General features: G+C 55.7%; 11 protein-coding genes. 1 reads left to right on the top strand and 10 read right to left on the bottom strand.

From position 1 onward, the window contains the following. Positions 1-1,721 (bottom strand): excinuclease ABC subunit UvrB (uvrB, locus tag QCE73_RS38775; RefSeq protein WP_309886081.1); only part of this gene is annotated, 1,721 nt, incomplete at its 3' end. A 323-nt stretch (positions 1,722-2,044) separates the two neighbouring features. Between uvrB and QCE73_RS38770 the strand changes: the two genes are divergently transcribed. Beyond that, positions 2,045-2,485 (top strand): DUF488 domain-containing protein, encoded by a 441-nt coding sequence (locus QCE73_RS38770; RefSeq protein ID WP_309886078.1) that lies wholly within the window; start codon positions 2,045-2,047, stop codon positions 2,483-2,485. A gap of 22 nt (positions 2,486-2,507) precedes the next feature. Here the strand turns inward: QCE73_RS38770 and QCE73_RS38765 are convergent, their stop codons facing one another. From QCE73_RS38765 to QCE73_RS38725, 9 genes are all read right to left on the bottom strand, one after another. Further along, the gene (locus QCE73_RS38765; protein WP_309886082.1) at positions 2,508-5,180 is read right to left on the bottom strand and encodes an excinuclease ABC subunit UvrA; all 2,673 of its coding nucleotides are present in this window, start codon (positions 5,178-5,180) and stop codon (positions 2,508-2,510) included. Positions 5,181-5,349: 169 nt separating this feature from the next. Further along, positions 5,350-6,669 carry an NAD(P)/FAD-dependent oxidoreductase gene (locus QCE73_RS38760; RefSeq protein ID WP_309886076.1) on the bottom strand — a complete coding sequence of 440 codons (1,320 nt, stop codon included), beginning with the start codon at positions 6,667-6,669 and terminating at the stop codon, positions 5,350-5,352. Positions 6,670-6,682: 13 nt separating this feature from the next. Then, on the bottom strand, positions 6,683-7,513 hold the full coding sequence (gene fghA, locus QCE73_RS38755; protein ID WP_309886074.1) for an S-formylglutathione hydrolase: 831 nt from the start codon (positions 7,511-7,513) through the stop codon (positions 6,683-6,685). Between the two features lie 66 nt (positions 7,514-7,579). Next, the gene (locus tag QCE73_RS38750; RefSeq protein ID WP_309886072.1) at positions 7,580-8,887 is read right to left on the bottom strand and encodes a DUF3422 family protein; all 1,308 of its coding nucleotides are present in this window, start codon (positions 8,885-8,887) and stop codon (positions 7,580-7,582) included. 23 nt (positions 8,888-8,910) lie between these two features. After that, the gene (locus QCE73_RS38745) at positions 8,911-9,309 is read right to left on the bottom strand and encodes a VOC family protein (RefSeq protein ID WP_309886070.1); all 399 of its coding nucleotides are present in this window, start codon (positions 9,307-9,309) and stop codon (positions 8,911-8,913) included. A 51-nt stretch (positions 9,310-9,360) separates the two neighbouring features. Then, positions 9,361-10,470, bottom strand: coding sequence for an S-(hydroxymethyl)glutathione dehydrogenase/class III alcohol dehydrogenase (locus tag QCE73_RS38740; protein ID WP_309886068.1), 1,110 nt, complete (start codon positions 10,468-10,470; stop codon positions 9,361-9,363). A gap of 55 nt (positions 10,471-10,525) precedes the next feature. After that, positions 10,526-10,801, bottom strand: coding sequence for a formaldehyde-responsive transcriptional repressor FrmR (gene frmR / locus QCE73_RS38735; RefSeq protein ID WP_309886065.1), 276 nt, complete (start codon positions 10,799-10,801; stop codon positions 10,526-10,528). A gap of 542 nt (positions 10,802-11,343) precedes the next feature. After that, entirely contained in the window at positions 11,344-12,558 is a 1,215-nt protein-coding gene (locus tag QCE73_RS38730; protein ID WP_309886063.1) for a glutathione-independent formaldehyde dehydrogenase, read from the bottom strand. A gap of 997 nt (positions 12,559-13,555) precedes the next feature. Further along, positions 13,556-14,560: a LysR family transcriptional regulator gene (locus QCE73_RS38725; RefSeq protein ID WP_404989886.1), complete on the bottom strand. Its 1,005-nt coding sequence runs from the start codon at positions 14,558-14,560 to the stop codon at positions 13,556-13,558. Positions 14,561-14,568 lie beyond the last annotated feature (8 nt).

Genomic DNA, 14,568 nt, shown 5'->3' with positions numbered 1-14,568 from the left:
CGCCTCTGCCATACACAGCCCTGCTGAGCGAGAACAATCTGCCCAACGCCTATATGGTGCGCACGCTTTTGAAACCACATTCTGCAGAGCTTCCTTAACAGCCCCCAGCGGTGTCTTTTTGATTCAATCTCTAAAAACCCAGCATGATCCGCGTCCAGAATAGCTACTAATGCAGCCTCTGGAATATCCAGCCCCTCGCGCAGGAGGCTGATGCCGATCAACACATCGAACTCTCCCTCACGCAGACCATTGATGATTTGAATGCGGTCCTCTGTCTTTATGTCAGAATGCAAGTATCTGGACCGGACTCCTTGCTCGGTCATGAAGTCATTAAGCTCCTCTGCGCCCCTCTTTGTCAGGGTAGTAACCAAGACACGGTTCTTTTTCTTGACGCACTTCTTTATCTCTTTTAGCAAGTCATCCGTCCAGCCCTTTGATGCTCGCACTTCCAATTTAGGATCGAGCAGTCCGGTTGGCCGGTTTATCTGACTAACGAAGTGGTCTTTTGAAATGTTCGATTCGTAAGCGCCCGGCGTGGCCGAAACAAAGATTGTCTGAGGCTTGATTGTTTCGAACTCGTCAAAAGTCAGCGGACGATTGTTTTTGGAAGACGGCAGGCGGAATCCGTAGTCTATCAGGGTCTCCTTCCGGCTTAGGTCGCCCTTATACATTGCCGATATTTGAGGAATCATCACGTGCGATTCATCGACAAACAACAGGCCATCGGCGGGCAGGTAGTCAAGCAAAGTGATTGGAGGTTGATCGGGGTCTCGGCCGCTGAAGTAGGATGAGTAATTTTCCATGCCGTTGCAGTAGCCCAGTTCGCGCATCATTTCTACATCGTTCGTTATGCGTTCATGCAGACGGTCCGCTTCGGCAAGCCTGTTCTCCCGGTTCAACTCATCGACTCGCGCCTCCATGTCGGACAATATCTTTGTCGATGCCGAATCTATCTTGTTTTTTGGTGTCGCAAAAAGCGTCTTCGGAGACACGAGATAGTGTTCCACTTCGCCCGACTGTGATCCGCTAGCAGTATCGATCCAGTGAACGGAAACAATCGTGTCATCCTCCAACTCTACTTGGACTCCTCTGTTTTCAGAATCAGCGGGAAAGATGTCAATCGAGTCGCCTCGAACACGGTAGGTTCCACGTTTAAGGGTTCGCTCGACGCGTGTATATTGCAGCAGATTTAGACGCCGAATGAGGTCGCGGTGTTTTAGTTGCGTGCCCGGAGCCAGGGAGATCTGCAATTTTCGATAGGCGTTCGGGTCGCCTAGTCCATAAATGGAGGAGACTGATGCGACAACTATTACGTCACGACGTTCGATGAGAGACTTCGTTGTAGATAAGCGCAAACGCTCAAGATGTTCATTGATCGCAGAGTCTTTTTCGATAAAGCGGTCGCTGCCAGGCATGTAGACTTCGGGTTGGAAATAGTCGAAATACGACACGAAAAATTCCACCGCGTTCTCAGGAAAAAACTGCTTCATCTCCGCATAAAGCTGTGCGGTCAGTGTCTTGTTGGGAGCGAGAATCAAGGTCGGACGATTGAGGCGATGAATGATATTTGCCATCGTGAAGGTCTTGCCCGAACCCGTAATACCCTTCAAGGTTTGATGCTTGACTCCATCCTCTATGCCAGCAATCAGTCGCGCTATAGCCTCGGGTTGATCCCCTCCCGGCGTGTAAGCAGAATGCAAAATGAAAGTATTAACTGGCATTGGATCATCTCCTAAGTGAATCACGCCAAAGCTAATGCTAGCCTGGGCCACTGAAACGACTGGACGGCTCGTAAGCGTCCGAGCGTTGATCTGTCATGCAAGGCCGATGCCGACCTTAAGGGTAATAGTACAGCCGGAACCCTGTCATATCCTTTCCTGAAGTGCTGTAAGAAAACAGCCGAGCTGGCCGGGGACCCCACGGCAGTGATGAGGCGCCCCGCACGAAGCGTCGGCCGGCGATTGCCATTCTGTGTTTTCAGACCAGGTGGTACATTGCAGTTGATCACGGGTTACCTGCATCGCAAAAACAGGACAGGGAAGCAATGGACGTCATGACAATAGGCTTCACGAAAAAGTCGGCCGAAAAATTCTTCAGTCTTTTGGGTTCCGCGAAGGTCAGTCGGATTCTCGACGTGCGCCTGAACAAGACTTCTCAACTAGCTGGCTTCTCGAAGAAGCCGGATCTGAAGTTCTTCTCGACTAAACTGATTGGCGCAGAGTATGTCGAGCTAGGCGATTTAGCGCCCGAAAAGGAGATGCTCAGGAGGTATCAAAACAAAGAGTTGACATGGCAAGTCTATGCGGAAGAATACGTCAATCTGTTGGCGAGGCGACGGGTAGAAGGGAGCCTGAACATCGCGCTATTTGATAGAGGGTGTCTGCTGTGCAGCGAAGATAGGCCAAATCATTGTCACCGTAGGCTCGCAGTTGAATATTTGAATTCCCGCTGGTCTAACAAGCTTAAAGTGACGCACCTGTTTTAAAGGATGCAGTGGTGATTCGCTATCAGGCATGATTATCCTGTCGGCTCGTTTTGGCCCGCGCTAGCTGCTCTTTCAAGAATGGAGCCGTTCGGCTGGCCGTAGCCTGAGCCACGTCATCCGGGGTTCCAACGGCCACCACGCGTCCTCCTGCCTCTCCTGCATCCGGTCCTACGTCGATAATCCAATCGGCCTGGGCAACCGCACGCATGTCATGCTCAATCATTACCACCGTGTTGCCCGCGTCAACCAGACGTTGCAGTTGCACCAGCAATCGATCTGCGTCCGACGCGTGCAATCCTGTGGTGGGCTCATCGAGCACATAAAGATTCCGGCCGCGCTGACTGCGTTGTAACTCGGTTGCCAGCTTGATACGTTGTGCTTCGCCGCCAGACAGCTCCGTGGCAGGCTGTCCGAGGCGCAGGTAGCCCAGCCCGATTTCTCGCAGCAATTGCAGAGGCCGTGCTGCTGCGTCCTCGTTGGCAAAGAAATCGCGGGCTTCGTCCACGGTCATCTGGAGCACCTCCGCGATGTTTCGCCCGTTCCAACTTACCTTCAGGGTAGCCTTGTTATAGCGCGCACCATGACATGTTGGACAAGGCGCATACACACTTGGCATGAAGAGTAGTTCAACGCTGATAAATCCTTCGCCCTCGCAAGTTTCACAGCGGCCCTTTGCAACATTGAATGAAAACCGGCCGGCGTCAAAACGCCGTCTGCGCGCGTCAGGGGTGGCGGCAAAAAGCTTGCGAACATGATCGAACAGGCCGGTATAGGTCGCTAGATTAGAGCGTGGCGTGCGGCCAATCGGCTTTTGATCTACCTGCACGAGGCGCTGCACCGCATCCACGTCTCCGGCCAGATGACCTCGGGTCGTTTCCATTACCGGTGGCCCCTCGCTTGCTCCTTCCGCAGAGTCGTCCTCGGGCTCGTGTCCTAGGTGCAACAACACCAGCTCTGGCAGCGCCTGGGTGATCAAGCTCGACTTTCCCGAGCCGGAAATACCGGTTACGGCAGTCAACACACCCAATGGAATGCCTGCATCTATGCCTCGCAGATTGTGACGATGGATTCCCTGTAGCTCAAGCCAGCCAGAAGACGTCCGTCTGCGACTGGCGGGTGCAGGAATTTCGTCAAACAGGTAGCGCGCAGTGCGCGACTCCGGGATGTCGCGTAGGCCCGCAGGAGACCCACTGTAAAGAATGCGTCCGCCACGCTCTCCGGCATCCGGTCCCACGTCTACCAGCCACTGCGCACGGCGCATCAGATCCAGGTCGTGTTCCACCACAAACACCGAATTACCCGCGTCGCGCAGCTTGTCGAGTGCGTCATACAGGGCCTGACTATCAGAGGGATGCAGACCCGCTGAGGGCTCGTCTAGCACATACACGACGCCGAATAGCATGGAACTCAATTGGGTGGCGAGACGTAAGCGCTGAAGCTCGCCAGCCGAGAGCGTTGGCGTGGCGCGATCAAGCGTCAGATATCCCAGCCCCAGCCCCCTGAGTTGTCGAAGTCTCGCTACTACCCCGCTGGCGATACGTTGCGCCGCTAACCGTTTCTCTTCCGACAGTGCCGAAGTGCGGCGAACATCGGGCGATACTGCATGCGTGGCACGTCCAGACACTGCCCGCTGGGCGCGGTCACGGCGGGTTGCCTCCCGGTCGATGCCGGTGCCAGCAGAGTGCGCGCCGAAATCACCCTTGGCAATTGGCTCAAGCAGGCTGGATAGCCGGTCGAGCGGCATCTGCATGAATTCGCCAATGTCCACTCCAGCGAAGGTCACTGCCAGCGCCTCAGGCTTAAGCCGCTTGCCATGACAGGAGGGGCAAAGCTTGCCTTCCATGAAACGCGAGACCCGCCTTCTCATCAGGGCACTTTGCGTATTAGCGAAGGTATGCAGCACATAGCGCCGCGCGCCGGTGAAGGTGCCCATATAGCTCGGGTCGAGCTTGCGTTTGAGAGCGGTTCGGGTTTCAGCCGGTGTCAATCCCGCATACACAGGCACCGTGGGCGTTTCCTCGGTGAACAGAATCCACTCCCGGTCTTTCTTCGGCAGATCCTGCCACGGTCGATCAATGTCGTAGCCCATGGTCACCAGAATGTCGCGCAGGTTCTGACCGTGCCAGGCTGGGGGCCAAGCGGCGATTGCCCGTTCCCGGATGCTCAAGGACGGATCGGGCACCATCGAATCTTCGGTAACGTCATATACACGTCCGAGCCCGTGACATGTCGCGCATGCCCCCTGAGGCGTGTTGGGCGAAAAATCCTCCGCGTATAGCATTGGCTGGTTCGCGGGGTAGGCGCCAGCGCGTGAATACATCATTCGCACGAGGCTTGAAAGGGTCGTCACGCTGCCTACTGATGAGCGTGCATTGCTGGAGCCGCGTTGCTGTTGTAGCGCCACGGCCGGCGGCAGTCCGTCAATGGCGTCCACGTCCGGCACGCCCACTTGATCGATCAGGCGTCTAGCATATGGCGCCACCGACTCAAAGTATCGCCGCTGCGCTTCGGCATAGATGGTCCCGAAAGCGAGTGAAGACTTGCCGGACCCGGACACGCCAGAAAAAACCACTAAGGCGTCGCGCGGGACGGCGACGTCCACATCTTTGAGGTTATGTTCGCGTGCTCCACGGACCTCAACGAAGCCACTGGTCACAGCGGTACGGGAAGAATCATTGACAGGCCTGTTTGACATTTTTTCCTGCACCTCGTAATGGTGTGGACGCCGTGCGAATTTCAACGAGACTTCGTTTAAGAGTCCTCCATGCCGTCCGGGAAATAGATGAAGGTTGCGGTTAGTGTTGCGACAGCACACTCCATACCCGTCTTGGCGTCCGAATGCCAGGTAGCCCAGGCTCCAGGAATCAATCCAGCGACGTGCCTCTACCTAACGGCAAAGTGACGTGAGGCTGTGTGTTCGTGGTGCTTCCGTGCATGATCAAGCGTGAGCCACGATAACCGATGCTATGGTTCCATACCCAACTGATGGCAACGCTGAGCCGATTTTGAGCACCGATCAGGAAGTAGATATGTATAAGTTTCCACACCCACCAGGCGAGGGTGCCGCGCAGTCTAAGTCGTCCCATGTCGACGACTGCCCGCCTTCGGCCGATTGTCGCCAGATTTCCTTCATGCCGGTAGCTGAAAGGCTCTGCAACGGAACCACCTTGCAAGCGCTGCTTAATGAGCTTTGCAACGTATTTTCCCTGCTGTTTTGCTGCAGGAGCGATCCCCGGCACGAACTTCCCATCTGACATGGCTACAGCGGCAGTGTCACCAATAACAAAGACTTCAGGATGGCCCGGCACTGTCAGGTCGGGGCGCACGAGCACACGGCCGGCGCGGTCATCTTCCGCTTTCAACCATTCAGCGGCGAGTGAGGCCTGAACGCCTGCGGCCCAAAGAATAGTCCTGGATGAAAGGGGGTAGCCACCAAAAACCACGCCTTGGGCTGAGCATTCCGTGACTCTCGCACCCAGCGCTACTTCGACCCCCAGCTTTTGAAGCGCCTGCCGTGTGTATTCGGAAAGCTCCTCGGGAAATGCGGCTAGCAGGCGCGGCCCAGCTTCAATCAGAACGACCCGCGTTGCGCGCGGATCGATGGACCGGAAATCGCCCGCCAGAGTGTCCCTGGCGAGTTCGGCAATGGTTCCTGCCAGTTCCACTCCGGTAGGACCGCCGCCAATGATGACGAACGTCTGTAACGCAGAACGTAGCTCGGGATCGCTTGTGGTCTCTGCTTCTTCGAACGCCTGGAGAATGCGGCCACGAATCGTCGTGGCGTCCTCCAGCGTTTTAAGGCCAGGGGCGAAGGCTTCCCAGTCGTCACGTCCAAAATAGGCATGACGTGCGCCCGTTGCCAATATGAGAGTGTCATAGGCAAGACGGGAACCATTGTTGAGCAACATTTCGCGCGTGCCATGATCAACGCCTTCCACCTCCGCCATAAGGGTCTGTACTTCCGGGCGGTTACGAAAGAGATACCGAATGGGCCAGGCAATTTCGGACGTTGACAGCGATGCCCCGGCAACCTGATAGAGCAAAGGTTGAAACAGGTGATGGTTGTGTCGGTCGACCAGCGTAATGTCAACCTGCGCACTTGCGAGACCCTGGACCGCTTCGAGTCCACCAAAGCCAGCACCTACTATCACGACATGATGTCGTTTGCTGGAAGTCTTAATCATCGTGGACTCCTTGTTAGCGCCTCAACGCCGCTGCGTGATGTGCAATGTGGTCGCCAATAAAACTGGCGATGAAGTAGTAGCTATGGTCGTGGCCTGGCCGCAGATTAAGAGTCAGAGGATGACCAGCTTCCTGACAGGTTTCACGTAATAGCTCGGGCCGTAGCTGGCTTTCACGGAACTCATCGTTCAGTCCCTGATCCACAAGCAACGGCAGGCGTTCACGAGCGCCACGGACTAACTTGACGGTGTCATACTGATCCCACGCCTGTTGATCGTCGCCCAGGTAAGCTGCGAAGGCTTTCTGCCCCCAGGGAACCTGAGTCGGCGCGACGATAGGAGAGAAGGCGGATACACTTCGGTAACGGGCGGGGTTACGCAGCGCGACAACCAGGGCTCCGTGACCACCCATTGAATGTCCGCTTATTCCTCGCGCGTCAGTAACGGGAAAGTTAGCCTCGATGAGTGCCGGAAGCTCCTCAACAATATAGTCGTACATCCGGTAGTGTTTCGACCACGGCTGCTGAGTCGCATTGACGTAAAATCCCGCGCCCTGTCCAAGGTCATAGGCGGGGTCGTCCGCAACTCCTTCGCCACGCGGACTTGTGTCTGGTGCCACGACAATGATTCCATGCTCGGACGCATATCGCTGTGCCGAGGACTTGGTGATGAAATTCTGCTCAGTGCAAGTGAGACCTGACAGCCAGTACAGTACCGGGACCTTCTCGTGTTGCGCCTGCGGCGGCAGATAGACGCCGACCTTCATTGTGCAACCGAGTGTCGCGGACTCGTGTTGATAGACGTCTTGCCAGCCATTGAAGCTGGCATGGTGTTCGATGCGTTCCATACGTTCTCCTCGATTAGCCGAAGTGATTCAGGAGCAACCCGTTTCGGCTACCCGTATCTGAAATGCCTAGTCCGGTTTCGTGTCACTGTGAGAGTGCCGGATACTGCGCACGGTCCACCAGATCGCCAGTATCACGAAAGGCACGAGTGCTGCGGTCACAACTTCTGGCGCCGCCACGTCGTGAATGCCCGGTATGCCCTTTAACAGGTCTGAAAGAAGGTTGACAACGTAGTAAGAGATTGCTGCTACCGATAGACCTTCTACCGTCTGTTGAAGGCGAAGTTGCAGCCTGGCCCGGTTGTCCATTGAAGCAAGAAAATCGCTGTTCTGACGTTCCAGACCTACATCGATCCAGGATCGAAGTAGCGAGATTGCGCGCGTCAGCTTGTCGGATAATTTGCTCTGGCGTTCCTTCACGGATCGGCACGTTCGCATTGCTGGTGCGATCCGGCGTTGAAGAAAGTCGCGCCAGGTGTAACAGCCAGAAACAGCACTTTCTGAAAGCGCGGACAGCCTCTCTTCCACGATTTCGTAATAAGCTTGACTGGCTCCAAAGCGATACAGATTTGCCGCAGCTTCTGCTTCCAGTTCGGCCGCCAGATTCGTCAACTCAGCGAGGAGGACTTCATTGTCACGCCGTGCGCGCGAACGCATTTCGTCCGTGATTTCAGCGAGGCGGTCTTCGATCCGCCTGAGGTCCAGTGCGGTTGAGCGCGTGAGGGGCAGGGCGAGCAACGCGAGGGTGCGGTAGTTCTCAAGCTCAATCAGACGTTGGGCGAGCGCACCGAGCCGAGCCTCGGTCAGTGCCCGATCCAGGATGAGAATGTGGGTGAGACCGCTTTTATCTTGCCGGAAGTCCGTGATGATCGCCGCATTACCGTTCTCTACAAGCGAATAACAAAGGCTGACAGGATCGAAATCAGCTATGTGTCGTTCCGATTCGGCCGACCACGGCAGGATGTCGACTCTAATGCCGGTGATGACGGGGCCCGGTGGGACAAAACCTTGCGTAAAAGGATTCTCCTTCGTGCTCAGGTCGAGCGGGGCACTCCATAGATAAGTTGAAAACTCCGCGTGCTTCTCACAATGCAGTTGACCCTGGTCCCACGTCATCCCGTGAAGAGCGGATGTGTTATCGGGTTGCGGGACGCCCAGGCGACTCGACAACTCGGCCATTGCCGCATCATCTCTGGAAAGATCACCTCCGGTCATGAACGCGAATTGCAATAGCGTCCTTGGGGACTTTATCAGAAGGTGCGGACGCGCATGTACTTCTCCCACGGCCTGGGCGCGATACTCATGGGCCGGCATGCCATATACGGTTACCGACGATGTAGCCTGTTGGGCCGTATTGGCTGATGCCGACTCATTCATAGCAACCTCTGGTTTCCTTGTCTTCAGACAAAGGTGTAGGAGCAGACCTTGTTGCCCGCAGGATCGCGCAGGTAGGCTGCATAGGCACCGGGCAGGTGGTCACGCGGGCCCGACTGTCCTTCATCGGTGCCGCCTGCAGCGAGGCCCGCGGCATGGAATGCATCAACTTCGGCCGGGGTGGCGGCAGCAAAGCCTACCGTCACGCCATTGCTGGAGGGCGCTTCACCATTACCTGGGCGGGCGATGATAAAGGCCGGCTTGTCGCGACCGTAGAGCACCCAACCGTTACCGAAAGGCCCAAGATTCTTGACGCCGAGAGCACCCAAAGCGGCGTCGTAGAACGCGACCGACTTCTTGATGTCGGCAGCGCCGAGAAAAACGTGCGAGAAGATACCGTCACCGGAAATAACTGGAGTGGACATGGTGATTTTCCTTGATGTTTGATGTTGAACGAATAGTGAGTAAACGGTGCATCAGTAGTGGATAACGGTGCGAATCGACTTGCCGTCGTGCATCAGATCGAAGGCTTCGTTGATCTCGTCCAATCCCATGGTGTGGGTGACGAACGGGGCGAGATCGATTTCGCCTTTCATCGCGTCTTCCACCATGCCGGGAAGTTGAGTGCGCCCCTTGACGCCACCGAAAGCAGAGCCTTTCCATACGCGGCCGGTTACCAGCTGGAACGGACGGGTCGAGATTTCCTTGCCCGCACCTGCGACACCGATGACGATCGATTGGCCCCAACCACGATGCGCAGCTTCCAGTGCCGAACGCATCACGTTGACGTTACCAACGCACTCAAAGGTATGGTCAACACCCCAGCCGGTCATCTCGATAAGCACCTCGTGAATCGGCTTGTCGAAGTCCTTGGGGTTGAGGCATTCAGTCGCGCCGAACGTGCGGGCGAGTTCAAACTTGGCTGGATTGGTGTCAATGGCAATGATGCGACCGGCCTTGGCTTGACGCGCACCCTGAATCGCAGCCAGACCGATGCCGCCCAAACCGAAGATGGCTACCGAGTCGCCCGGTTGCACCTTGGCCGTGTTGTGAACTGCGCCGATGCCAGTGGTCACACCGCAACCGAGCAGGCAGACATGCTCCGGGTTGGCATCCGGGTTGATCTTGGCCAGCGATACTTCGGCGACCACCGTGTATTCGCTGAAAGTCGAGCAACCCATATAGTGGAAGAGCGGCTGGCCGTTATACGAAAAGCGAGTTGTGCCATCGGGCATCAACCCCTTGCCTTGGGTCGCACGAACCGCGACGCACAGGTTGGTCTTGCCAGACTTGCAGAACAGGCACTCGCCGCATTCAGCCGTATAGAGGGGAATGACGTGGTCGCCAGGTTTCACGCTGGTAACGCCTTCACCCGCTTCCATGACGATGCCCGCACCTTCATGGCCCAGCACGACCGGGAAGAGACCTTCGGGGTCATCGCCCGATAAGGTAAAGGCGTCCGTATGACAAACGCCCGTATTCGTGATTTTGATGAGCACTTCGCCCTTGCGCGGCGGCTCTACATCAATCTCAACGATTTCCAGCGGCTTTCCTGGGCCGAAGGCAACTGCTGCTCGTGATTTCATGATTTGGTTTCCTTGCTAAGTAAAATTTCTTAACGCACGTCAGCTTCGAAGTCTGCTACCGGAGATACGATCGAACGATAGATAACGTGTCTTCGATAGATTTCTTCTGTGAATCACTCCTGGTTACGCTATCGGGAAACTCTTCTCGCAGATAGCTCTCCAGGACAGCCGCCATAAGGCCGTTTACCGCGCCACGGACGGCCGCAAGCTGCTGCAGTATTGCGGCGCATTCAGCATCCTTTTCAAGCGCTGCTTCCAGTGCTGCAGCCTGTCCTTTGATACGTCTAACACGCGCTAATGCTTGCTTCTTATCGCCTGGACTGTACGGCATCGGATAACCCCCTTTGGTGTTCTGTGAGCCAAGTTACTGTACTGCTCCACAGTATATCGAAGCTCGCTTTTAGACACTTTGGGCAGGGTCATGCGAAGCCAAGGATTGCCGGGGAACTAACTACTGCCAGCCCCGCCAGGGACGGGTTGCAAGACTGGCAATCACCCACGCTCATGAGACGTATACTATACTGGGGTACAGTATACCGCAAGGGGTTTACTCATTCTTTTGTTGATGGGCGAGGAACCCCTTGATTGAGCAACTACGGTGATCGGACGAAGAAACGAGCCGCCGTGTTGTCGCGTCATAGAATGCGAGACCTCGTTACAAAAGCGGGCACCATTCGACGGGAATACAAGTCTGAGGTCCACGGTCCTACGTGGTCCTTCTCCAAAATCGCCGCCAACCATGAAAGATCGGACTGGATAGCATTGCAAAGCAGCCAGGGTTTTGGCTCCTAGCTGCATTGATGCTTACCAGCTTGCGTTCTGTCTCCAGGTGCTCGCCTTTGAAACGCCCGGAGGATTAAGTGCCTTGATACGTCAGGCCGCTACCGAACCATGCGGGTCGATGACGTATTTGAACGCAGAACCCGCGTCGAACTCCTTGTATGCTGCCGGGGCGTCCTCAAGCTTGATAACCTTGACGTTCATCATGGGCGTGAGGTAGGGCATGCGGTCATTGAGAATTGCCCTCATCAGCGCATGATTGTAGTTAGCGGTGGGCGATTGGCCGGCTGCCATCCGGGGGGATTTGATCCACGCGTTGGACCAGTCCAGATCCATGCGGCCATTTTTGGCGTCGGCTTCCTTCGAAATCGGGTTGGCACAGTACACGCCGACTGTGCTGGTCGTGCCGCCAGCCCGCACGTACTTGAGCATCGCGTTAGTCACGGCTGCCGCCACGACCTTGTCTTTGTCCGCACCGAAGCCACGGCTATCCACACCGACATAGTCGATAACGCGATCCACTTCACGATGACCGGTGATACGCTCAAGATGTTCCTCGATGGGTGTACCGTCCGACAGGTTGATGGTTTCCACGCCGTGGGGCTTGAGAAGATCGAGACGCTCCTGGATGAAATCGGCCACGATGATAGCGCCGGCGCCCAGAAGTTTCGCGCAGGCCGCACCGGCTCGGCCGACTGGACCGGCGCCGAAGATCAATACGTTTTCGCCAACGATGTAAGCAGGCGCGGCCGGCCAATCGGGCGCTGCAAATCCGTGAAATGCGGTCGGGAGGACATCGGAAAGGAGGGTGAGGTCACGGATTTTTTCCATGGCCGCATCCTTGTGCGGGAAACGCAAGAGATTGAAATCCGCGTAGGGGACAAACAGGTAGTCGCCCTGGCCGCCAGTCCAACCACCGAGATTGAATCCGTAAGCTCCGCAGTCGACCTCGGTGTTGGTGTTTTCGCAGACCTCCGAGCGCATGTGTTTGCAGTTGTAACAACGGCCACAACCTACGTTGAACGGAACAGAAACGAGATCGCCCTTTTTGATGAACTCGACATCTGAGCCGACTTCAACGACCTCACCGGTCATTTCATGCCCCATCGTCATCCCCTTCGGGACTGGAAAGGAGCCGCGATAAATATGAAGGTCGCTGCCGCAAATATTGGTTGTGACGATTTTCAGAATAGCGCCGTGCGGAGCGCTCTTCCCCTGAGGGGTAATGAGTTCCGGAAACTTGAAGGTCGTAACCTTCATTTCCAACGGCTTCTCAAAGGTGATGATCCGATTACCCGGCTGAGCCATTTCGCTTACCTCCTAGGTTCGATGTGGCGACTTCATAATGAAGTCGGTGTATAACCCTGTAGCTGGCGTGATTCAGAGGAACCTGAGCTTTACTATTTTGGGCGGGATACTGTGTCCGGCCTCGTATTGGATAAAGAGTGACTTATGGTGCCGCGCCGGTCAAAATGGAATTTTCGATCTTGTGATAGAAGCGGTCTATGAAGGGACGGATGCTCTCCGCGAAGTACGGCTTGCCCCCCACTGAGACAGTGGCGCTGACCGAGGGTAGACGCCCAACCATGCGGTGCCACCATGTTGGACAGCTTTGCATAAGGAACACGGCGGCTCTCGTAAGGTGCAACGTTCATAAGTTTTTTGGACACCCATAATTCGTTTGGAATACTAAACACACGAAGAGGTCGTCATGACGGGAGGCCATGCGCACGAGATAAAGGCAGAAGGCCTCCAGACTTTGGAGATTGAGTCGTGGACCTGATTCGTCCATTTCGAGCGGCGAGTCGCAAGCGGGGGGAAGTCAGGCCAAGGTGAAGAAGCCACATGGCGGTCGGGCCGTCTCTATCTCACCGGAAAATTGCAATATCGCGGCCCTCCATCAAGTGTAAAAGTTTAGTTCGCATCTTCGGAAAGTAAAGTTGAAAAACGGTGAAAACGTCGCCTTTGCATTGTTCATGACTCGTCCTTGGTAAGCGAAGATCGCGACTCTCGTTGGGGCTGGACACCGCTGTACGCACGACCTCGTGTGCGTGCGTTCCACCTCATGCATGGTGAAAGATGGATTGAAGATCCAAGGGCATTGCGAACAACATTGATAGGCGTCGTGACGTACGGTAAGAGGGCGGCCCGAGATCGCACGCTGAATTGCAAAGGGATCAGCGGGCCGTTTCTTACCGTAAACACCGATGGTCTACGCGAAGGCTGTGCCGAGCGTCCTACGGCTCGGCTGGAACGGGGAGTTCGACGCAAATATAACGCTCGCTGCAGACCTATTCGGTCGTTTCTACGCTTCCCGGGGGGGCTGCCCTGATGGTTCAGCTTTCGGTCGGAAGTTTCGATGCACGGCCAGAATCGCTTGAAAGGGAGTCGTCAGATCAGGCGTATGCACCATCTCCCGCAGTGCCTGAAGAGGTTTAGAATCGAGGCCGTTCCTCGCAGCAATAAAGCCAACATTCGCTCTCGCATCAAGTCCGGTGATGGCTAATGCCTGGAGATCGGGAATCAGTCTCAGCCGTCCCGCGAGAGATTGTGGAAGAACGGTGGCGTATCGGCCGGTGGCGACATGTGCCGCTAGCACGTCAAGCGAGTCCGTGTAAATCGTCTGAGCGCATTGAGCGAGTTGACTCTGAGCAACTTCCGGGACGCCTGAGCGAAGCAAGCACAGCGGCAAACTCACCACATGCTCCCATGTGACGTTTCGCGGCTGTTTGTCGCTGTGAGTCTGAAAAAGAAAAAGGCGCTCCTGGTAAAGGAGGTGAGTATCCAGATCTTCGTTGTTAAGCTTTTCCAGATAAACAAGCGCCATATCCAACTCGTTTTCCCGGACGGCTTTGCATATTGCGGACGCGTTGCCGATGATGATCGATTGATCCAGAAGCGGCATTTTCTCAGCAAGCGCTACACTTAAAACCGGGGCCATTGCCGAGGTTGCGGGAAGCACTCCAAGCCGGAAAGTGCCCTCTATTCCTTTGCGCAGAGCGGCAAGGTCGCGCCTTAAACCTTTGCAATCGTCCTCCATCTGCTGCGCCCAAGATACCACGTGCATTCCTTCTTCCGTAAGGCCATCGTAACGTTTCCCATGGCGAACGACATGCACATCCAAGTCTTTCTCCAACTGTCGGATACCAGCGGAAAGAGTAGGCTGAGACACATTGCAGCTTTTCGCGGCTCTGCCGTAGTGGCCTTCTCGTTGCAAGGTGTGAACTTTCGCCGTTAAGGAACCAAACCGTTTTCGGCGTAAAGGCGCCAGGGACTTTTCGGCGTTTAGGCGCCACAAGTCTTTCGGCATATAGGCGC

It is taken from the genome of Caballeronia sp. LZ029, assembly GCF_031451275.1.
GTDB classification, from domain to species: Bacteria; Pseudomonadota; Gammaproteobacteria; order Burkholderiales; family Burkholderiaceae; genus Caballeronia; species Caballeronia jiangsuensis.
Note: the sequence above shows the minus strand (reverse complement) of the source record. Positions and strands in the feature narration are given on the sequence as shown.